Source organism: Moraxella nasicaprae (assembly GCF_025643275.1).
In the GTDB taxonomy this organism is placed as follows: domain Bacteria; phylum Pseudomonadota; class Gammaproteobacteria; order Pseudomonadales; family Moraxellaceae; genus Moraxella; species Moraxella nasicaprae.
In genome coordinates, this window is the sequence record NZ_CP089977.1 from 379661 (window position 1) to 400724 (window position 21064).

The 21064-nt window shown below is 44.4% G+C and carries 16 protein-coding genes and 1 riboswitch; of the genes, 1 reads left to right on the top strand and 15 read right to left on the bottom strand.

Annotation, left to right across the window (positions count from 1 at the left end):
- Positions 1 to 23 precede the first annotated feature (23 nt).
- The 10 genes from LU297_RS01610 to thiM form a co-directional block, all read right to left on the bottom strand.
- A complete protein-coding gene (locus LU297_RS01610) occupies positions 24 to 5693 on the bottom strand; it encodes a YadA-like family protein (RefSeq protein ID WP_263076676.1) in 5670 nt (1889 codons plus the stop codon).
- A 750-nt stretch (positions 5694 to 6443) separates the two neighbouring features.
- On the bottom strand, positions 6444 to 7295 hold the full coding sequence (folD, locus tag LU297_RS01615) for a bifunctional methylenetetrahydrofolate dehydrogenase/methenyltetrahydrofolate cyclohydrolase FolD (RefSeq protein WP_263076677.1): 852 nt from the start codon (positions 7293 to 7295) through the stop codon (positions 6444 to 6446).
- 215 nt (positions 7296 to 7510) lie between these two features.
- A complete protein-coding gene (hpt, locus tag LU297_RS01620) occupies positions 7511 to 8020 on the bottom strand; it encodes a hypoxanthine phosphoribosyltransferase (protein ID WP_263077303.1) in 510 nt (169 codons plus the stop codon).
- 237 nt (positions 8021 to 8257) lie between these two features.
- Entirely contained in the window at positions 8258 to 9508 is a 1251-nt protein-coding gene (locus LU297_RS01625) for a serine hydrolase domain-containing protein (RefSeq protein ID WP_263076678.1), read from the bottom strand.
- Positions 9509 to 9591: 83 nt separating this feature from the next.
- Entirely contained in the window at positions 9592 to 10485 is an 894-nt protein-coding gene (locus LU297_RS01630; RefSeq protein WP_263076679.1) for a MaoC family dehydratase, read from the bottom strand.
- A 30-nt stretch (positions 10486 to 10515) separates the two neighbouring features.
- Positions 10516 to 11886: a 3-oxoacyl-ACP reductase gene (locus LU297_RS01635; RefSeq protein WP_263076680.1), complete on the bottom strand. Its 1371-nt coding sequence runs from the start codon at positions 11884 to 11886 to the stop codon at positions 10516 to 10518.
- A 185-nt stretch (positions 11887 to 12071) separates the two neighbouring features.
- A complete protein-coding gene (locus tag LU297_RS01640; protein ID WP_263076681.1) occupies positions 12072 to 13421 on the bottom strand; it encodes an MFS transporter in 1350 nt (449 codons plus the stop codon).
- A complete protein-coding gene (gene thiE, locus LU297_RS01645) occupies positions 13418 to 14083 on the bottom strand; it encodes a thiamine phosphate synthase (RefSeq protein WP_263076682.1) in 666 nt (221 codons plus the stop codon). The genes LU297_RS01640 and thiE overlap by 4 nt, the downstream gene beginning before the upstream one ends.
- Positions 14080 to 14898, bottom strand: coding sequence for a bifunctional hydroxymethylpyrimidine kinase/phosphomethylpyrimidine kinase (thiD, locus tag LU297_RS01650; RefSeq protein ID WP_263076683.1), 819 nt, complete (start codon positions 14896 to 14898; stop codon positions 14080 to 14082). Before thiD ends, thiE begins: the two co-directional genes overlap by 4 nt.
- Positions 14895 to 15710 carry a hydroxyethylthiazole kinase gene (thiM, locus tag LU297_RS01655; protein WP_263076684.1) on the bottom strand — a complete coding sequence of 272 codons (816 nt, stop codon included), beginning with the start codon at positions 15708 to 15710 and terminating at the stop codon, positions 14895 to 14897. Before thiM ends, thiD begins: the two co-directional genes overlap by 4 nt.
- A gap of 215 nt (positions 15711 to 15925) precedes the next feature.
- Positions 15926 to 16026, bottom strand: a riboswitch (TPP riboswitch).
- Positions 16027 to 16236: 210 nt separating this feature from the next.
- On the opposite strand from thiM, the gene LU297_RS01660 reads away from it, so the two are divergent.
- Positions 16237 to 17520: an acetyl-CoA C-acetyltransferase gene (locus LU297_RS01660; protein ID WP_263076685.1), complete on the top strand. Its 1284-nt coding sequence runs from the start codon at positions 16237 to 16239 to the stop codon at positions 17518 to 17520.
- Positions 17521 to 17566: 46 nt separating this feature from the next.
- On the opposite strand, the gene LU297_RS01665 is transcribed toward LU297_RS01660, so the two are convergent.
- The 5 genes from LU297_RS01665 to LU297_RS01685 all read right to left on the bottom strand — a co-directional run bounded on the left by LU297_RS01665 (position 17567) and on the right by LU297_RS01685 (position 20966).
- Positions 17567 to 17854 carry a hypothetical protein gene (locus LU297_RS01665; RefSeq protein WP_263076686.1) on the bottom strand — a complete coding sequence of 96 codons (288 nt, stop codon included), beginning with the start codon at positions 17852 to 17854 and terminating at the stop codon, positions 17567 to 17569.
- A 23-nt stretch (positions 17855 to 17877) separates the two neighbouring features.
- Positions 17878 to 18174, bottom strand: coding sequence for a hypothetical protein (locus LU297_RS01670; protein ID WP_263076687.1), 297 nt, complete (start codon positions 18172 to 18174; stop codon positions 17878 to 17880).
- Positions 18175 to 18189: 15 nt separating this feature from the next.
- On the bottom strand, positions 18190 to 18507 hold the full coding sequence (locus tag LU297_RS01675; protein ID WP_263076688.1) for a hypothetical protein: 318 nt from the start codon (positions 18505 to 18507) through the stop codon (positions 18190 to 18192).
- Positions 18508 to 19175: 668 nt separating this feature from the next.
- A complete protein-coding gene (locus tag LU297_RS01680; RefSeq protein ID WP_263076689.1) occupies positions 19176 to 20648 on the bottom strand; it encodes a carbon starvation CstA family protein in 1473 nt (490 codons plus the stop codon).
- A 129-nt stretch (positions 20649 to 20777) separates the two neighbouring features.
- Positions 20778 to 20966: a DUF5363 family protein gene (locus LU297_RS01685; protein ID WP_263076690.1), complete on the bottom strand. Its 189-nt coding sequence runs from the start codon at positions 20964 to 20966 to the stop codon at positions 20778 to 20780.
- Between the last annotated feature and the right edge of the window lie 98 nt (positions 20967 to 21064).

A 21064-nucleotide genomic window follows, 5' to 3' on the forward strand; every position in this document is an offset into this window, starting at 1 on the left:
GTGGGGAGGTTTGAGTGGTCAGATTACCATTGATAGCCTAGACCAACAGTACCGCCGAACTTGCTTTCTGAGTTACCAGTCGCAGTACCTTTTAGAATCCAGTTGCCACCATCGCTGATGCTAGAGAAACCAACTGCATAGCCAGTCTTACCTTCATAGGTACTTGCTGCTACTGCCACTAGGTTTTTACCTGGTAGGTAAACTTGTGGCAAGCCAGCCGCTGCCAATGCTGCCGCAGTACCTGCTTCTGCTTTGTCTTCTACATCATTGATGCGTCCGTTTAGAGCATTTGCAGTGTTATTCAAGTTGTTGTTGAATGTATTAGCAACATTGTATAGCTGACCACCATTGATGGCGTCTTTGCTATTTGCTGCGATGGTACCGTCAGCAACATTGGTTACTTTCTGATTGCCAGCATTGACACCTGAGCCGCTGATAGATACATTGCCAGTTTTCACTGAGCCATCATTACCCAAATCAACATTCTTAGCCAGTTTCACTGCCAAGCCGCCTTTACCATCTGATACTACACCAATGTTAGCATTGTCAGATAGTTTGGCTTGATCTTTTTCACCGCCAGTCAAAGTAACTTTATTGTTCAACTTAACAGCAGAGTCTTCACCAGAGTCACCAGCAAATACCAAACCATCATTCATGGTGGCTACTTGCTCTTTAACACCTGTAGCTGGATCGGTGTAAGTGATACGAGTCTTACCTTGACCACCTGCACCGTTTGTGCCATCAACGCCATTTGCACCTTTTTCATTGGTGTTGGCATCATCATAGCCTTTCTCGGTTGAGATGTTAAGATTTGAACCATCTTTACCATTTAGACCAATGGTTTCAAAGGTTGGATTCTTTGATACTGCAATGGTAACATCGCCAGCTTTTTGCGTTAGGGTGATGTTATCGCCAGCAATCAAAGTAATGCCGTCTTTAGATAGCTCAGATTGCTTACCATCTTTACCATCTTTACCATCTTTACCATTTGCCACAGCGTTGGTTGCTGTTACATCTACCGCAGTAGAGACCTTGGTGGTGTTTGCAAATTCTTTGATAAGATCATTTAGCTGCTTAACATTCACAGCGTCATTGTCATCAGTACCAGTAGCAACATTGCTTACTTTCTTGCCAGCAGCATCGATACCGTCTTTGCTGATAGATGGGCCGTTTGTGCCGATAGATACTTTATCGGTCGCTGTTACAGTAGTGAACTTCGCATCTTCTGCAATCTTCACAACCAACTTACCGTCTTCGCTATCAACACGAGTATTGATGTCGCTTGCTTTTGCATCATTGGCTAGACCACCGATAACATCAACTTGCTCACCAAGTTTCTTGTTAATCACCTCGCCTTGGTTGCCAGCAAAGTTTAGACCTTTGTTTAGCACGCCATTGATTGCTGTGCTTGCATTGTTTGCAGCATCAGCAACTGCTTTTAGCTGATCTTCGGTTGCTGCTTGACCGCTGGTGATGTTTTGTGGGTCGAAAGTCTTATTGGTTAGACCACCGATTGTACCTTTGTTACCATCAACAGTCACAGGGTTGCCACCAGTTTTTGGACCAATGGTAACCACTGGGCTTAGATCGATATTGGCGGTTTTTTCACCAGTTTTAGGATCAGTCTTGGTGGTGATAATCAAATTGCTATCGCTATTGGTCACACCATCAAGTTTGCCTGATACTTTATCAACCACTGCATACAGCTGAGCACCATTGATGGCATCAGTAGATGTTGGGTTGATTGCACCGTTAGCCACATTCGTGATTTGAGATGGATTGCCCTTATCATCAGCAACACTGATTGCGGCAACATCACGAGCTGGGTTGTTTGGCGTCACACCATCAACTTGCAAATCTTTACCTTGAACACCAGTCAAAGTTGGTACTGGGTTAAACACAGGGTTGCCTTGTGCATCAACTTTTGGTTGTGTGGTTAGCTTAATGGCATCAAAAGTTGGTTTGTCAGCGATTTTAACAACCAATTCGCCATTCTCAACATCTACACGGGTGTTTCTGTCAGATGCTGGCTCTGAGCTGTTCAAACCACCACGAATCACCAACTGCTCATTCAATTTGGTGTTGATGGTTTCTTTGATTGGGTTGCCATTAGCATCTTTTAGTACTTCGCCTGTCGCTGGATCAACCTTGTTGGTGTTGCCAGCAAATTTGATGCCGTCATTTAAAGTAGCAAGTGTTTCTTTGATGGTGTTGCCATCTTCATCTTTAACAGGGTTGCCATCTTTATCTGTTGGTACATACACGATACGAGTTTTGGTATTTTCTTCTGTACCACCAACACCATTAGTACCATCAACACCATTTCTACCGTTGTTATCAACGCTAATGATGGCACTTGGCTGCTCAGGAGTAGCTGGCGTTGTGTCATCAGCTGGTTTTGCTGGGGTGTTTAGAGTGATAGAAGTAACACCTTTGATGTCGCCCTCAACATCATAAGCAATCTCATTTGCACCTGTGGTTGCATTCACTTTGACAACCGCTTTTGTGTTTTTACCATCAACAAAATCAACGGTATCATAAGCAGTTACCACATCAACAGCATTACCATTGTTTTTCAAATTCCAGCCAGCATTAAGCACATCACCCAATGTCGCTGCATTGTCCTGTTGCTCTTTGGTTGGCTTGCTGTCGTTTTCATTAGAGGCACTTTCTGGTGCTTTGATGGTGGTGTTTAGACCATCGATGGTATTGTTGCCATCTTCGTCAGCACCAATCGTGATTGGAGCTTTGGCAGGCTGACCATCTTGGGCAGGCTGACCGCCAACGGTGATTTTATCCAATGTCACTTCTGGATTTAGCGAGTAGGTAAACTCTTGACCTTCTTGCTTCATGATTAGGTTGTCGCCAGCGATGAATTTCACTTCTTCGCCTGCTTTCACCACTTCAATGGTTGCACCTTCATCACCACGCTTGCCTGTGCCAGTTGTGCCAGAAGTTGCTTTCCAGCCTGCATTGTTAATAGCATTGATAACAGTGCCTGCACCAACGAAACCACCCAAATCATCGCCATCTTTTACTTTGATGACGCCATCTTCAGCATCAGTGGTCGTTGTGCTTGGTTTGGTTTCCAAAATAGAAGTGCCAGCCAATGAGAAAGATACTTGGGTATTAGTGCCATTGCTGGTGGTTGTTACTTTAACACCAGTGCCAGAGTTGAATTCAACTGTGTCATAAGGTTTTACAAAATCAACATCTTTGTTGTCACTCTTCAAATTCCAACCAGAATTTAGCACATCACCAACGGTGGCAGCTTTGGTTTGGTCTTGCGGAGCAATGCTTGGTGCTGGCTGAGTTTTGGTTGCATTGGTCGTCTCTGGCAATGTATTGTTCAAGCCAGAAATACTATTGTTACCATCTTTATCAGCACCAATAGTGATTGGAGCTTTGGCAGGCTGACCATCTTGGGCAGGCTGACCGCCAACGGTGATATTGGTTAGGCTGACATTTTCTTTTAGTGCGTAAGTGATTTTACCAGCAGCATCTTGTTTAACAGATAGGTTTTTGCCAGCAATCATTTCAACAGCGTCGCCTGCATTGATTAGCTCGCTTGCACCACCTAGGTCGTCACCACCATTAACCGCTGAATGCTTCAAAGTAAAGCCAGCATTGTTGATAGCGTTAGCAATGGTTGTTGCATTTAGTAGCTTGCTACCTTCTGTACTGTCAGGGGTGTTGATTTTACCAGTGTTGTCTGGTGCTACTGACAAAGTTGTGGTGTCGATGTCATATTTAACAACTGTGGTATCGCCATTGGTAACCACATTTGCCTTTGTGCCATTGCCGCTGACAAAGTTTACTTTATCACCAGGATTAACCACAGAAGTAGTGCCATCGCTGTTAGTTGTTGTCCAGCCTGAGGCATTGATGGCATCAACAACATTTTGAGCGGTGGTTAGTGCATTTGGATTAGCGGCAGCTTGGTTGGTGTTACCAGCCTTGGCAGGTGTATCGCCAACAACAGCCTTGCCGTCAGTTGCATTTGTTTTTAGCTCTTGGGTAACAACATCATAAATGACTTTTGCACCGCCATCTTCTGGGTTAACAATAACCTTAGCAACAGTCAAATCACCATTGTTAAAGTCAATCTTGTTGTTTAGACCAATGTTGGTTGCGTTGTTGTGAATGGTACCAGCAGTGTCGTTCTCACCTAATTGGAAACCAGTATTTGCCACACTTTCAATACGAGACATGACAGCAAATAGCTGAGAACCGTTCACACCATCGGTTGAGTCAGCAGAGATTTTACCTGCGGCCAAATTCTTGATTTGACGCTCGTCACCAGCAGCACCGATAGAAAGATAGTTACCTGTTTTATTTTCGTCTGGCACGCCTGCATAGTTATCTTCACCATAGGTAAAAGACTTACCGCTGCTTGAAACGATTTCAGTATCGCCAGCGGTGGTGTAACCTACTGGTGCAGAGTTTGCACCCAATACCACAGAGTTGGCGTGTGGGTTGGTGATATTACTACCTAATACAAACGCATTGTTCGCAATCACGGTGTTATTTAGACCGATAGCGGTAGATGCTGTGCCAGTAACATTGTTCAAGGTACCAACAGCATTAGAATATGAACCAGATACTTGGTTGCCTGCACCAACAGCGTTAGAATATGAACCAGTCACATTGTTTTGAGCACCAAAAGCACTAGATGCTGTGCCTGCAACATTATTTTGAGCACCTGTTGCGGTTGAAAGTGGTGCACTTACTGTTGTGCCGTTACCAATAGCAGTAGCACGGTCAGCAGTTGCTTTGGCTTGGTTACCAACAGCGATTGAGCCGCTGCTTTGTGCCACAGAGCTAGCACCAACAGCAGTAGAACGCACGCCAGAAGCGGTAGATAATGCACCAGAAGCAGTTGCGAATTCAGCAGTTGCTTGTGAGTAACCACCAGATGCGGTGGCTGCGGTAGCGGTTGCGTGTGACAAAGCACCTGTGGCTGATGCACCTTGGTTAGTTGCAGTTGCACCAGAACCTTGTGCCAAAGAGTCACGACCGCTAGAAACAGAACTCACACCGATGGCAGATGAGTATTCGCCAGAAGCGGCTGCACCATTACCCAATGCCATTGCGTTTGTACCAGAAGCATGAGTGTTGCCTGGACCGATGGCCATTGCACCATCTTTGTCAGCAACAACATCAGTACCTAATGCGATGGCGTTTTTTGCTTGTGAGGTGGCGTTAGTACCAAGTGCAATACCATTACCTGAGCCAGTTACATTAGCATTAGCACCAATAGCAATTTTGGCATTTAAGTCAGAGCCTGTTGCATTGGCATTTGTACCAATGGCAATACCACTTCGATTGCCACCAATGGCATTACCACCGATAGCAATAGAGGCATTTTGTGCAGAAGTATTGGTACCAATAGCAATAGCACTACCACCATCACCAACGGTGGTAGCACCACTACCGATAGAAATACCTAAGCTACCAGCAGAAGCAGTATTAGTGCCAGCACCTGCAGCCACAACAACTTGTGCAGCTTTTGGGTCAATGGCGATACCGCCAGGTTGTGCAGTTGCAGCAACAGCTTCACCTGCCACAGCCAAGGCAACAGCAGTCGCTGCTACACTCAATGATTTGGTTTTGGTTTTTGATTTGCCAATTTCTGAAACCGCTGTCCAAGTACCAGACGCTGCGTTCCAAATGACTTTATAAACTTTATTCATAAACAAGTCTTCTCAAAAATTAAGGTTTAAAATGATAGATCGATTAAATTTTAAACAAAAAAGATGATTTTGTTATAAAAATTTAACAATTAATCAAAAATACTAACCCTTACCAAAAACCCATCATTGAAAGAAATTTGGCAAGTTGTGTAGATTATATCATCTAAATTTAAAAAATCTACTCCCCCCCCCCCCTGCGAAATTTTAGTTTTTTATCATTGTGTATATTTGTTCATTTTTTGTTATAATTTAAAAAAATTATTAAAAATCATATAGTTATAAAATATTCAATTGAGGATTTATTTTTTTGTTACATATCATTACAATTAGAAATATTATCATAATTTAACAATTTAAAACATATATCACACTTTTTGATAAAATCAAATTTGTATAAAAAATATGCAATATCCATGAATTTTTTGATGATAAAAGAATGGGATAATATTTCAAAAAATCTGAAAAAACTTGATTTTACTAGATTTTTTGTCCATTACTTCATTTTTTTATATTATTTTATTTCATAATCATTTTATTCGATATAAATGATGAATATTTAGCTATTTATCATAAAAATATTTGAATAAGGCAGTCCATAGACGGTAAATTTGCCAATTATGTAAACTAATATTTGCATCATGTATTTTTGTAAGAAATTGTATATTTTTACCAATGCTAATCAACAACAATAATAAAAAAGACGGCGATAATCCGTCTTTTTTTGTGTGGCACCAATGATTCATGACGGTATCATGATTGCACTTTTGCCTCGGCAGCTTCGACCGTCTGACGAATCAGGGTATTGATGGTCATCGGCCCTACCCCACCTGGTACAGGCGTGTATGCTGAGGCAATCTCCTGAATACCATCAAGCTCAATATCGCCACAGCCGCCCTCATCGGTTGGGTGGAAACCTGCATCGACCACGACCGCTCCTGTCTTAATCCAATCTTTTTTGATGAGTTCTGGCACCCCAACCGCCCCGACCACGATGTCGGCTTGGCGGATATGCTCGGCAAGATTGACCGTCTTAGAATGGCAGATGGTAACGGTACAGTTAGCATTAAGCAACATCATCGCCATCGGCTTGCCTAAGATGGCACTACGACCAACCACGACAGCGTGCTTGCCAGCCAGCTCAATCTGATGATGCTCTAATAGGTGCATGATACCCTGCGGCGTGCAAGAACCGTAGGCAGGCTCGCCCATCGCCATACGCCCAAAGCCCAAGCAAGTTACACCGTCCACATCTTTGGTTAGGCTGATACGATCAAAGCAGGCTCGCTCATCAATCTGAGCAGGTACAGGGTGCTGTAACAAAATGCCATGCACATCTGGATTGGCATTAAGCTCATCAATCTTGGCAAGCAGTTGCTCTGTGGTCGTCTCTTGGGGCATCTCAACACGAATGCTGTCCATACCGACTCGCTTGCAGGCATTGCCTTTCATACGCACATAAGTCGCTGACGCTGGGTCATCGCCCACCAAGATGGTCGCCAAAATGGGCGTGCGTCCTGTGGTCTGTTTGAGGCGTTCAACACGAGTGCGTAGTTCGTTTTCGATGTTGCTTGCCAGTGCTTTTCCGTCCAATACCAATGACATGGTTAGTTCCTTATAAAAATGAATGTGAGGGGTAACTTGGGTTAATGAAGATAAATACGGTGTTTTGCCAAAAGCCAAATCATCAAGATACCAAACCAATCAAACGCCCATCAGACCAAAGTCTGTATCAAAGCGTGCAGTCTTGGTGTATGAACTTGGCAGATATGACAAATAAAAATGGGCGGATTTTAGCCTACGCTAATCCGCCCATGTTATCACAGACCAATCTCGCCAATGAATGGTAGATGGCGGTATTTTTGGTCGTAATCCAGTCCATAGCCAACGATGAATTTGTCCTCAACCTCAAAGCCTAAAAACTGCACAGGCAAGTCAATCACACGGCGAGACGGCTTGGATACCAGCGTACAGATGTTGATAGAGTTTGGGTTGCGAGTGTGTAGGATTTCCATTACCTTAGATAGCGTACGACCAGAATCAATGATGTCTTCGACAATTAGTACATCTTTGCCAGCAATCTCGCTGTCTAAATCTTGGATAATCTTAACATCGCCACTAGATACGGTGGACTTGTTGATATAGCTTGACACCGTCATAAAGTCAATCTCGTGCGACTTGTTGATTTGACGGCACAAATCTGCCATAAACAGCACCGAGCCACGCAACAAGCCAACCAGCACCAGCTCTTTATCGCTATTGGCATAGTGGGCGTTGATGGCATCGCCTAATTCTTTGACACGCTGGGCGATTTGCTCAGCAGAAATCATCACGGTTAATTCTCTTGGTTCGCTCACAAGGCTACTCCTAAAAACAATCACAAATGATGGCTGATAAGCACATCACAAAGAACAAAATCACTTCCCCAATATCTGATATATTGGCAGTCATGCTGGCTTGTATAGGATTTTGCCCAAATTAGCCAATCTTTGTAAGGCTTGATGATAAACCATCATCAAATCATAATATATCAGCGTAAAAGACACGCCAAATAGATAAAATACCTATTATACCAAACTTAATGCCATTTCCGATAGAATAAATTGACGAATATCATTGAGCATCGTGGTATCGTAGTTATGAATAAAGGCAAAAGACAGCTGACGGCTTGGGTCACAGAACGCCACAGAACCGTTATAACCCATGTGTCCATAGGCTTGGCTGGCGTTTTGCAAGCTAAATACTCGATGAAATCCAGCTCGCCAACGCATATTGGCAGGCATCACAGCATCGAAGCCGTCTGTATAGATGGCTTGCATCTGAGTAAGTGTCTGGGCATTGATGAGGATTTGGTCTTGCCAGATACCATCATTGGCGTGCATGGCGTAGATGGTTGCCAACGCATTGGCGGTAGAGACACCATTTGCCGCAGGAATGACTGCCGTCAAAACTTCATCGCTATGATAGCTTAGCCCATCTCGCCCATTTGGCATTAGAGCGTTTTTATAATTAACCAAATTCATCTGACTGGTGTCAAAATACAGTCGATTGATGTTGGCGGTGGTCAGCTCACTCGCCTGTTGCCAAAGTGGTGTTACAGGTAGCTCGCCTAAGGTTTGTTTGGTGGCATCGCTGTCAGGTTTTAGGGTTGGCTTGCGTCTGGGGGCGTCTGCTGTCTGTGGGTCAAAATATCGCTCGGGCTTGGCAATCAAATGCAACTTATCACTTGGCACGCCATAGTATAGCTGACCCACCAAATCCAAAGGCTTGGCAAGATACTCATCAAGAGCCGCTTGCAAACTTAGCCCTGTTACACGCTCAACCAATCCACCCAAAATCCAGCCAGACACTAAGGCACTGTACGCACTGGCATAATGCTTGCTTTCTTGACCTGCTGGCGTGCTGGTTGGCATCTGTGCCACCAAATCAGTCATCGCCTGCCAGTCAATCAGCGTCTGGGTATCGCTTGCCACCGAACGAACATCAAATAAGCCTGCGGTATGCGTCAAGACATCAATCAAGCGAATGTGCTGCTTGCCCTGCTTAGCAAATGCTTGCCAGTAATGAGCGATGGGCATTTGATAATCTAGCATTCCTTTGGATACCAAAATGGCAATCAAAGTCGCCATCACGCCTTTACCGATGGAAAAATTGACCGACAAAGTATCGGTCGTCCACGCCATGTCAGGTAAAGCAAGCCCTGTGGCGGTATTCACCACTTGCTTGCCTTGATGGTAAATCGCCAATGCACCACCACAAGGAGCATCGTCAAACTGAGTCAGTGCTAATAGTTCGTCAAAATCTTGCCAGTCAATCATTGGTGTTATTCTTGTCATTAGGTTAGGATAAAGATAAACAAAAAACGACATCATCAACCAGATGCCGTTTTTTGTTTGATGATTTATAGATAGGCGATGCTACCCACCAAATGCGGTTTTTCGCCATCAGCTTGATAAATGCCAAATTCAATACCGATTTGACAAGGAGTGTCGCTGATAAGCTCAACCTGCGATGGTAAAAATATCGGCTGTTTAAAAGTCACATCGACACGATAAGAATCTGGCAATTCATAGGTCTTGGCAAGGATTGCCAATGCTTTTGCCTTACTCCACATACCATGAGCGATTGCCTTTGGAAAGCCAAAAGCCCTTGCTGACAATGGGTGTAGATGAATCAAATTAAAATCGCCCGACACGAACGCATAGCGTCTGCCAATATCTTCGGCAATGCTCAGCACTTCATGTACGCCCCCTGCCATTGGTTCAGGTTTTGGGGTGGCGATGGGTCGTGGTGCGGTAGATTGCTCTTTGGGTTGTTTGGATTTTTTTTGACGACACAAATAAGTCGATACCCCCTCCCAAATCAGCTCATCGCCCACAGATACGCTGGTGATGAAATCAAACTGCTGCCCTTTGTCATGTCCACGCAAATTATCCAAACGCACCGACATACTGACTGTCTGGGTATCAAAAATCGCCCGATGTACCGTCACGCTATTTTCTAGATGTACCAGTCCAAGCATCGCAAATGGAAAGTTTGGCTTTGCCATCATGTTCATCTGCAAAGTCTGAGACAATACCGCAAAATAAGTCGCTGGCACTCGTCCATCGTCCACAAAACCACAGATTTTGCGGTATTCTTGCAAGTTGGCTTGGTCAATTACCAGCTTATCCACCACATAGACATCATCAGGCAAAGTAGTTGCTTTTTTGTCATTACTTGGCAATAGGCTTTTGATGACATTGGCGTAAGTGGTGTGCATCTTTGGCAACTGGTCAAATTGTTTTTTTGACATACATTATCCTACTGTTTATTGACGAACCAATCATGCACCCAAGATACTCTGACCGCAAACACGCACCACACGACCATTGATACCGCCTGCTTGTGGTGCAATCAGCCAAGCAATCGTCTCAGCCACATCAACAGGTTCGCCCCCTTGTGTCATCGAGTTCATACGGCGACCCGCCTCTCGAATGGCAAATGGAATTTGCCCTGTCATCTTGGTTTCGATAAATCCTGGTGCGACTGCATTGATGGTGCGATGAGTGCCTTTAAATAGTTTGGCAGTCGCCTCAACCAAGCCAATCACGCCAGCTTTACTCATTGCATAGTTGGTCTGACCTAGATTGCCAGCGATGCCCGAAATGGACGATATGCACACGATGCGTGCAGCATCAGACAGACCATCGTGTGCCAATAGATAATCATTGATGCGTGCAATGGCAGTCAAGTTAATGCCTAGCACCAAATCCCACTTATCCTCACTCATGTTTGCCAAAGTCTTATCACGAGTTACGCCTGCATTATGCACCACACCATCAAGCTGACCACAAGCACGCACAATCTGCTCGCCTGCATCGTCTGCTGTGATGTCAAGCGGTAATGCCTGACCGCCAATCTGTCCAGCCACTTTTTGTAGCTCTGGCAAGGCTTGTGGTACATCAAGACAATACACTTTTGCCCCATCTCGTGCCAAGATAGTGGCGATGGCTTGACCGATACCACGACTTGCCCCTGTTACTAGGATTTTTTTGCCAGCCAAAGTGTCATTGGTCTGATAAGATGATTGGCAAATCGTAATCGGCTGACCTGACACATAGGCAGATTTTGCTGACATGAAGAAATTTAAAGTGTGTTCCAGTTCGTTTTCTGCACCTTTTTGTAGGTATAGCACTTGGGCGGTGATGCCTTTTTTAAACTCTTTGGCAACCGACTTAACAAAACCCAACAACGCTCTTTGAGCAAGGGCAAAATGCACATCGCCCCCTGTGCAACAATCAGGGCGAGCAATGACAATGATTCTGCCTGATGACTTGATACGACGAGCAATCAGATGAAAAAACTCATAAACCTGTTTTAGGTCATCGCTGTTTTTTAGGTTGGTGGCATCAAAAATTGCCACTTTAAAGCGAGCATTCTCATCGCTCAATCGCTCAGTTAAGCTGGTGCTGGCAAGCGTCAATAATTCGCCTTGATTGGTGGAAATGTTGGCAGATAGCTTGCCCAAAATCTGTGCCAACTGCTGACGCACCGCCTCATCATCGCCCACAGACAGACCCAGTGCCACCTCGCCACGCAAAATCGGCTGACCTGCTTCATAGCGGTCAAGTTTCATTGGGACAGGCAGTCCTAGATTTTTGGCAACTTTTCTACCCAAAGAAGACTGCATCAATTCGCCATAACGGTCACTCATAATTTCTCCCAAAAATTGGCTGTATTGCTATTTTATTTTATGCTAACACCTTACCACAAAATCATCAAAAAACCAAACCCAACTTACATACCAAATACCACATTTAACGCACAAAAAACCGCCAGCCAGCTTAATGAACCCATCAAAACACCGACCGACGGTTACAAATAAAGCAGTAAAGGCAATCAGGTCAGCGTGGTCTGCTTAGTCTCACGCACCATCAATAAACCAATCAACGACAGCACCGCATTGACAAGCATATAGCAGCCCACGCCAATAAGACCAAACTGAGCGTTAAGCTTGATGGCGACGATGGTTGCTACACTTGCCCCCAAAATGCCCGCCAAAGTAAAACCAAGCGACGCACCCAGATAACGCACCTGCGTGGCAAATAACTCAGGCAAAATCACCGCCATTGGTCCAAAATTTGCCCCAAGCAAAACCATGCCAATGCCAATAAAACCATACAGCCCGACCGCCTGATACACCAAGCCATCTTGTGCCAATAACATCGGCAAACACAGCCCAAACACACCAATCAGACTGGTGCTGGCAATTAGGACAGTTTTGCGACCCAGTTTATCACACAGATGACCTGCCGCCACAATACTGATGGCAAATACCACCGCCCCAAACAGCAATGCCATCGTAAACTGCTCACTGGGCAAACCTAAGCCCTGTGCATGCCCAAAATCAGACAGCTGCGTACTGCTCTTTGCATAAATCTGCCCAAAAATAACCACCATATAAAATTGCACATAGCCAATAATAGCAATCAAAATCGCCTTAAAAAACGGCACTTTATGCGTTGTAAAAATCTGCTTAATGGGCAATTTGTGTAGTTTATCCTGATTTTTTGCATGGTCAAAAACCGCACTTTCTTGCAGAGTAAGACGCACATACAGACCAATCATCACAAGGCAAGCAGATGCAATGAACGGCAATCGCCACGCCCAAGCACTGACCGCCTCTTTACCTAAGCCAAGTGCCAATCCCAAAAAGACCAAGTTCGCCAAAAACAGACCTAGTGCCGCTCCCAGCTGCGGAAAGGCAGTGAATAATCCTCGCTTGCTTTGTGGGGCGTTTTCCAATGCCACCAATGCCGCACCACCCCATTCGCCACCAAGTCCAATGCCCTGCAAGGTACGACATAAAAATAGCAATACTGTCGCCCATACGCCAATGCTGGCATAAGTTGGCAAAAGACCAATCACCACCGTTGAAACACCCATCAACAGCAGTGAAATGACAAGGGCATTTTTTCGCCCCAAAGTATCGCCATAATGCCCAAACAACATCGCCCCCACGGGTCGTGCCAACAGATTGACCGCAAAAGTGTAAAGTGCTGCAATCTGACTGGCAACAGGGTCACTATGGTCAAAAAATTGCTCAGAAAACACCAATACCGTCGCCATTGCATAGATATAGTTGTCAAAATACTCAATGGTTGTGCCAGTCATTGTAGCGATGGCGACTTTTTTGGGGTTGTTTTTTTGGGGTAAAGACAGATAATGATTATCGCCAGATTGGTTCATTTTAGTTGCTCCACAGCAGTTATGATGTTGTCAGCTTGCGTGATGGCAGAGATGATTGCCACGCCATTTGCTCCATAAGTACGCAAAGTCTGAGCGGATTGATGTGTGATGCCACCAATTGCCACAAAAGGTTTTTGGATACCAGCTTGTCGCAAAATTTTGGGAAATTCGATGCCGACAGCAGGTTTTTGATCGCTTTTTGATTGGGTTGGGAAAATCGGACCTGTGCCAAAATAGCTCACTTGCGGTATGCTATCCCAATATCGAGCCTGTTCCAGAGTATTGACCGACAGACCCAGAATCATCGGTTTGGGCATTTCTTGGGCAATGTCAATAATCGACTTATCCCCCTGTCCCACATGAATGCCGTCCACGCCAAGTTCAAAGGCAAGCTCCACCATGTCATTTAGAATAAACGGCACGCCATACCGCTGGCACAGCCGCTGGCATTCTTTGGCAAGTTGTTTTTGTTCGCTTGGATTATCTTGCAGCGAAAATGCTCCCTTATCTCGAAATTGGTAACAGCTGATTCCTGCTTGCAAGGCTTGATGTAGGATATTTAGCAGATGCTCGCTGCGGTCGCCTGCTAGATGCCGACAGTCTTGTGTTCCTGCGATAAAGTATAAATTTAGGATTTTGGGGTCAAATGATGACAAATTCATAACAGATGTTTCCTTGCTTTGATGGCGTCCGCCCCTGCCCAATGATTGACAGGATTGATGCCGCCTCCGACCTTAATGGGGTTGGCAATGGCGTGCGTGATGAATGCCTTAGCGTCTTTGATGGCATCCATCATCGGCACACCTTTGGCAAGCTGAGCTGTCAGGCAAGCTGAAAAACTACAACCAGTGCCGTGCGTCCCTGACTGTAAAATCCGTCTTTGCTCCACAAAAAATCTTGAACCACCTACCGACACCCAATCACGACACCACTCATCATCACGATGACCACCTTTGATGATGACTCCTTTGATGCCCATTTGATGCAACTTATCAATGGCAAGCTGTAAGCTGTCATCATCACTAATGCTCAATCCTGTCAAAACTTGTGCCTCTGGAATGTTGGGCGTGATGACATCTGCCAATGGCAATAATTTTATCAATGCCGTTACCGCATTTTCTTGTAATAAATTTGCCCCACCTTTGGCAATCATCACAGGGTCGATAATCAATTTGCCAACGCTTGCCTTGTGCTGTACCAAAAAATCATACACCGCCTGTATGCTTGCCACATCGCCAAGCATACCAATCTTGCACGCCTTAATACTAAAATCATCAACCACCGCATGTAGCTGGCTTGTGATGGTCTTAGGCGGTATCTGATGAATATCAAACACACCTTTGGTGTTTTGGGCGGTGATGGCGGTAATCACCGAAGTGCCAAACACCCCGCACAGCCCAAAAGTTTTCAAATCTGCCTGTATGCCTGCACCGCCACCAGAATCCGACCCTGCGATGGTTAGAGCTTGATACATCATGACAATCCTCCTTGATACTCATCAATCTTGGCAAATTTGGCAACCGTGTCATCATCAATCGCCCCAAGACAATCCATCAGCCCCACATAAAACTGCCCCAACTGGGTTTGTTCCAATCGAGCTGCCACCAATTCTCCTGCCACAGCATAGCTACCAGCTGCCGCCACAACCGCCTGCAATGCCTCAGATGGATTTGCCACCGCCAAAAATGCACCGCACACGCCAGCCAAAAGACAGCCAGATGCGGTAATCTTGGGAAACATTGGTGTGCCATTATTGATGGTAAAGACCACATCGCCATCACTGACATAATCCACCGCTCCGCTAACCGCCACAACACAGCCGTATCGATTGGCACAGTCTTTGGCAAGCATCGCCACATCAGCATGACCACAGCCAGCGTCCACGCCTTTGGCTTGCCAATCCACACCTGCCAAAAACGCCACCTCGCCAGCATTGCCACGAATGGCAGAAAAACGAATTTCGCTAAGCAGTTTTTTGGCAATCTGTTGACGATAAGCAGTTGCACCAGCACCCACAGGGTCTAGCACCACAGGCTTACCCAGCTCATTCATCGCCTTGCCAGCCACAAGCATCGCCTCTACTTGTGTGATGCTCAACGCCCCCATATTGATGACCAAAGCATCGGCAATGGCAGGCACTTGACTCATCTCATCAAGTGTGGACGACATGAATGGCGATGCACCAATGGCAAGCAATCCATTGGCGGTAAAATGAGCAGACACCAGATTGGTGATGTTATGCACCAAAGGGTTTTGCTGGCGAATCTTGGATAGATACTGAAAATTCATAAATTCTCCCTAAAAACGATTTTATTCATCGAAGATTGATGGCAGATTGTCATCAACCACCAGTATTTAGGTCAAATTCATCAAGACAGTAAGCACTCATCAAAATTGCTTGGACAATATGATGCTTACCAAAAAGACAAAAGCCCTTTTAGGTCTTGATAAAACAGACCCAAAAAAGGCTTAGTTAGGACGGCAGACAACCGTCAAATAAATCAAATAAGTTCATCTTAGTTCCCTACGCCAGTGCTAACTGTATCAGGTTCACGGGTATCATCTCAGCCTGACCATCACGGTCTAGGCACCCCGACTAAATTTTGTCATTTAGTTTAAACAAATCAAAAAATATTGTCAATATAAAATAAATCACTGTATAAAATTAAATCAAAATAATAACCATAAGTATTCAAATATAAATTTCTTATAATATTTTATTATAATATAAGGAAAAATTGGCTTAATTCATGATTTTGTTGGTAAATAATGCTAATCTAAGCCCAATCACCATTCATCAATTAGGAAATTTCACATGACCATCAAAAAAGTCGCCATCTTGGGCGGAAATCGCATTCCCTTTGCTCGTAGTAACGGTGTGTATGCCGATGCCAGCAATATTGATATGTTAAGTGCTGCATTGGACGGTTTGGTTGAGCGGTTTGATTTGGCGGATAAAGAGATTGGCGAAGTTGTTGCTGGCACTGTCCTAAAACACAGCAATGACCTAAATCTTACCAGAGAATCACTGCTCAACACTCGCCTATCGCCAACCACACCAAGCTACGATATCTCCCAAGCGTGCGGTACAGGCTTGCAGGCAGCATTTGCTGTTGCCAACAAAATCGCACTTGGTATCATCGATAGCGGTATTGCAGGCGGGGTGGACACGACTTCGGACGCACCGATTGCCTTAGGCGATGGCGTGCGAAAATCCTTGATTCGACTGGGTAATGCCAAGACCGCCAAAGACCGCCTGACCGCTCTTAGCACCATCAATCCAAAACAACTGCTTGCTTTCCCCCAAAATGGCGAACCACGCACTCGTCTATCGATGGGGGAGCATCAGGCCATTACCGCCCTAGAATGGAACATCAGCCGTGCCGCCCAAGATGAATTGGCTTATCAAAGCCATCAAAATCTTGCCAAAGCCTATGCCGAGGGGTTCTTTGACGACCTAATCACACCATACAAAGGTCTTAGCCAAGATAACAACCTGCGTGCCGATACCACGCTTGAAAAACTTGCCAGCCTAAAACCTGTATTTGGCAAAAAGAATGCCAACCCCACGATGACCGCTGGCAACTCCACCCCATTAACCGATGGTGCATCTTGTGTTTTGCTTGCCAGTGACGAGTGGGCAGATAAACACGGTTATAAGCCCCTAGCCTACCTAACCCATCAGCAAACAGCGGCGGTGGATTTTATTGGTAAAGAAGGCTTGACCGAAGGACTTTTGATGGCACCTGCTTATGCTGTGCCAAAAATGCTTGCTAAGGCTGGTCTGACTTTGCAGGATTTTGATTTTTATGAAATTCACGAAGCCTTTGCATCACAGGTGCTATCGACACTTGCCGCATGGGAAGATGAAAACTTTTGCAAAAACCGCTTGGGTCTAGATGCACCGCTTGGCTCAATCGACCGCACTAAACTCAATGTCAATGGGTCAAGTCTGGCTGCTGGACACCCTTTTGCCGCCACAGGTGGGCGAATCCTTGCCAGTGCTGCCAAACTCCTTGCCCAAAAGGGCTCTGGTCGTGCATTGATTTCTATCTGTGCTGCTGGTGGTCAGGGTGTAACCTGCATCCTAGAACGCTGATTGACAATCCAAAAAAAACAGCACCGTCATTGGTGCTGTTTTTTATTCATTGATTTTTCGATTGTTGTCGCCACGCCTTATATTTCATATTGGCAAATAAGATTGGCCATATACCAACTGCATATAACGCCCCGCCCAGCCATTGAAAATAAAGCGTTTCCTCGCCAAACATATGATTGGTATAAACACCCAATAAAAAGAAAACGATGGTAAATAACAACCAATCTAGCTTGATTGTCTTGCCGTCCCAATAACAAAATACCAAACTGGCAAGTCCCAAAAATGCCAATATGCTCATCGTCAAATCAAAAGAAAAATCATAATATGTCATCATCGTCTAACTCCTTGATTGGTTGGTTAAAATTTTTTTATTCTAAATTTATCCCTAAAAATATGGGAACGAAGCAACTGTTCATATTGCGGACGAGAGCTTTGAGAAACAACCAATGATATGATTAACACCATCGCCAAATGCATTGCCATGACATTCGCCGTCTGCTTTTCTGGATAATGCCACAATAAAAAAATACTGGGCAAAAACCCCACCGCTATATGTAGCAGACGCCACCAGTGAATTTTCTTATCATGAAATAGCATGACTAACAAATAAAACTGACATGCAAAAACCAGCTCTGTTGCAAAAAATCCAAGCATCACAACACTCCTTGATTATTCCGCCCAAAATACCCTTTCTTTCAGCTGAGCAACCTTCCACCCTTGATAAAACCAAATAATGAAAAAAGGCGACATTGCTCTTGTTACGGCAGCATAAACATAATTAAAAGCGGAAGCACCCAATTCTTTTCTTAGCTCGTTGGTCTCAATTAGATTTTGTGTCTCAACAATATCTGAATGTACAGCAGCCATCGCAACCAAAACCAACACAATCAATACATGTATCATGGTCGTAAATTCAATGACATGTTTTCTCCAAAACAGCAAGGTAAAAAAAGCACCAAAAATCAATGCCATAAATACATTCGCCATCCATCAAACCTCCATATCATCAATAGACCGCATAAGCAGTCTATTGATATTGTTTAGATATTATTGATGAATTTGGTCTTTGCCATCTGTATCTAAACACTTCTCGTTCAAACTTTTTACCATCATCACGACTGTTGGTTGTTCTTTGTATTTTTGCCATCAGAATTACCTTATTTGGATTTGGTATCATTCTTTGAAGGTTGTGAATCAAATCGCCAACTTTCAAGCCAAGAAATACCATCTGTGATGTTAAAAGCACCTTCCATGAAAGCCTCTATTCTGGCTTTTAAAACACCCATATTTAATCTTAAACCACCGCCATGAAGAGATTTACAAGACACATCGGTCGCAGACCGCATCTATCCAATTTTTATAAAGTTATTTGGGATTATTTGCCATCATCGGCATGAGCGATGCTTGTTGCCAGCATCGTGATGAGCGTACCAGTCATCAATAGGTGATGTGTTTTCATAAAAAACTCCTTTTTTGATTAAGATAGACATTGCACAAAGAAAACAATAATCAGCACATCTTCCTTGTGCATTTTTATACTATTACAAATTTATACTATTACAAAATAATCTGTCTGTCAATATTTTTTATTAAATAAACTTAATAAAAAACACGACAGCCTAAGCCATCGTGTTTTTTGATTATCTGACGATGATTTAGTCGTCTAACTGCTGCTTAGTTGGGCGAACCATCATCATGAATACCACAAAAGACACCGCAGTAATCGCCAATCCCAGCCATACCGACAAGTCATAATCCAATCCCAAGCCAATCGGAGCATTGAGAATAAAGGTGGTACATACCGCTGTCATGAATATCGCAGGCACGGTAGATACCCAGTGGAATTTCCCTTTATTCATCAGATAGGCAGAAGTTACCCATAGTGTTACCATAGCTGTGGTTTGGTTTGCCCAACCAAAATAACGCCACAAAATCTGAAAATCAACTTTGGATACCAAAAAGCCCACCACGAATAACGGCAAAGCAATCATCAAACGCTTCATCAATGTTTTTTGTTCAAAGTTCAGCCATTCAGCAATCGTCAAACGAGCCGCACGAAATGCTGTATCACCTGAGGTAATCGGCAAAACCACCACGCCAAGCACCGCCATGATACCGCCAGCCATGCCTAACATGCCAACCGCAGAATCATAGACAACTTTTGACGGTGTACCTTGCAATGCCTCCACCAATCCAGCTTGACTGTCATAAAAACTTAGCCCCACCATACACCAAATCAAGGCAATCACACCCTCGGCAATCATCGCTCCATAAAAGATAAAGCGAGCCTCTTTTTCATTTTCGGCACAACGAGCCATCAGTGGTGTTTGCGTGGCATGAAAACCAGAAATCGCCCCACAGGCAATGGTCAAAAACAAAATTGGCCAAATCGGCACATTGTCTGGATGCATATTTTTGAAGAAATCAGCAAAACCAATGTCTGTACCGACCGTACGGAAAAAACTGATGTCATTGGCAAGCAAGCCATACAACATACCAAAAGTCATGAATAACAACAATGCCCCAAAAATTGGGTAAATGCGACCAATGATTTTGTCAATCGGTACTAAGGTTGCCAAAATATAGTAGGCAAAAATGACGGTCGTCCATACCGCCAAGATAGTCTCTTTTGACCAACTGCCATTGGTTGCACCACTCAAATCCATCGTGATGTTTGTCAATAATGAAGCAGGACTTGCCACAAACACCACGCCCACCAGCAGCAGTAGCAATACCGCCAAGATGTTCATAAAGTGTTTAAAAGGCTTGCCCAGATATTTACCAGCCAAAAATGGTAAATTCGCCCCACCATTACGAATGCTTAGCATGCCAGTCAAGTAATCATGCACCGCACCTGCAAAAATACAGCCAAACACAATCCACAGCATCGCCACAGGTCCATACAACGCCCCCAAGATTGGCCCGAAAATCGGACCTGTACCAGCGATATTTAGCAGTTGAATCAGCCAAATTTTGCGTTTTGACATCGGTACATAGTCCACACCATCAGCCATCGTATGAGCTGGTGTGGCTCGCTCTGGACGAATGCCAAAAATCCTCTCAATGACTTGGCTATATAAAAAATAGCCCATCAATAGCAAGGCAACGCACGCCAAAAACCATAACATATCTATACTCCCTATAACCCAAATAACATCACACAATCCATCAGCAAACCCAGCAATCAGCCAATTTGCCAATCCTTATCACTCATTTGACAAAACATCATCTTGATACACAAGCCAACTTACACTCGCTCATTTGGCATCATTAGCCTCATCTGCCTGAACGGGCAAGCGATGTTCGATGCGTTTGCCATTGTCATCAAACTGATATTTTGGCACGCAGCTACGACAGCCGCCTTGCTCCACACCCATGTCTTTGCATAGCTGGTTATAGGCATTCCATAATTTTCGCCAAAAACCGACATTTTCTTGATTAGACATTGATACTCCTTATCAGTTGCTTGTCTTTGTTTTCATTCTATACAAATCAGCAACAATACGCAAATAGTTTATACATAAATCAATAATCTCATTACCCA

What these genes read in the sequence shown, in the direction of transcription:
- LU297_RS01610 (WP_263076676.1), bottom strand. Translation starts at nt 5,693, where the DNA reads ATGAATAAAGTTTATAAAGTCATTTGGAACGCAGCGTCTGGTACTTGG.
- folD (WP_263076677.1), bottom strand. Translation starts at nt 7,295, where the DNA reads ATGTCATTGGTATTGGACGGAAAAGCACTGGCAAGCAACATCGAAAAC.
- hpt (WP_263077303.1), bottom strand. Translation starts at nt 8,020, where the DNA reads ATGATTTCTGCTGAGCAAATCGCCCAGCGTGTCAAAGAATTAGGCGAT.
- LU297_RS01625 (WP_263076678.1), bottom strand. Translation starts at nt 9,508, where the DNA reads ATGATTGACTGGCAAGATTTTGACGAACTATTAGCACTGACTCAGTTT.
- LU297_RS01630 (WP_263076679.1), bottom strand. Translation starts at nt 10,485, where the DNA reads ATGTCAAAAAAACAATTTGACCAGTTGCCAAAGATGCACACCACTTAC.
- LU297_RS01635 (WP_263076680.1), bottom strand. Translation starts at nt 11,886, where the DNA reads ATGAGTGACCGTTATGGCGAATTGATGCAGTCTTCTTTGGGTAGAAAA.
- LU297_RS01640 (WP_263076681.1), bottom strand. Translation starts at nt 13,421, where the DNA reads ATGAACCAATCTGGCGATAATCATTATCTGTCTTTACCCCAAAAAAAC.
- thiE (WP_263076682.1), bottom strand. Translation starts at nt 14,083, where the DNA reads ATGAATTTGTCATCATTTGACCCCAAAATCCTAAATTTATACTTTATC.
- thiD (WP_263076683.1), bottom strand. Translation starts at nt 14,898, where the DNA reads ATGATGTATCAAGCTCTAACCATCGCAGGGTCGGATTCTGGTGGCGGT.
- thiM (WP_263076684.1), bottom strand. Translation starts at nt 15,710, where the DNA reads ATGAATTTTCAGTATCTATCCAAGATTCGCCAGCAAAACCCTTTGGTG.
- LU297_RS01660 (WP_263076685.1), top strand. Translation starts at nt 16,237, where the DNA reads ATGACCATCAAAAAAGTCGCCATCTTGGGCGGAAATCGCATTCCCTTT.
- LU297_RS01665 (WP_263076686.1), bottom strand. Translation starts at nt 17,854, where the DNA reads ATGATGACATATTATGATTTTTCTTTTGATTTGACGATGAGCATATTG.
- LU297_RS01670 (WP_263076687.1), bottom strand. Translation starts at nt 18,174, where the DNA reads ATGCTTGGATTTTTTGCAACAGAGCTGGTTTTTGCATGTCAGTTTTAT.
- LU297_RS01675 (WP_263076688.1), bottom strand. Translation starts at nt 18,507, where the DNA reads ATGGCGAATGTATTTATGGCATTGATTTTTGGTGCTTTTTTTACCTTG.
- LU297_RS01680 (WP_263076689.1), bottom strand. Translation starts at nt 20,648, where the DNA reads ATGTTATGGTTTTTGGCGTGCGTTGCCTTGCTATTGATGGGCTATTTT.
- LU297_RS01685 (WP_263076690.1), bottom strand. Translation starts at nt 20,966, where the DNA reads ATGTCTAATCAAGAAAATGTCGGTTTTTGGCGAAAATTATGGAATGCC.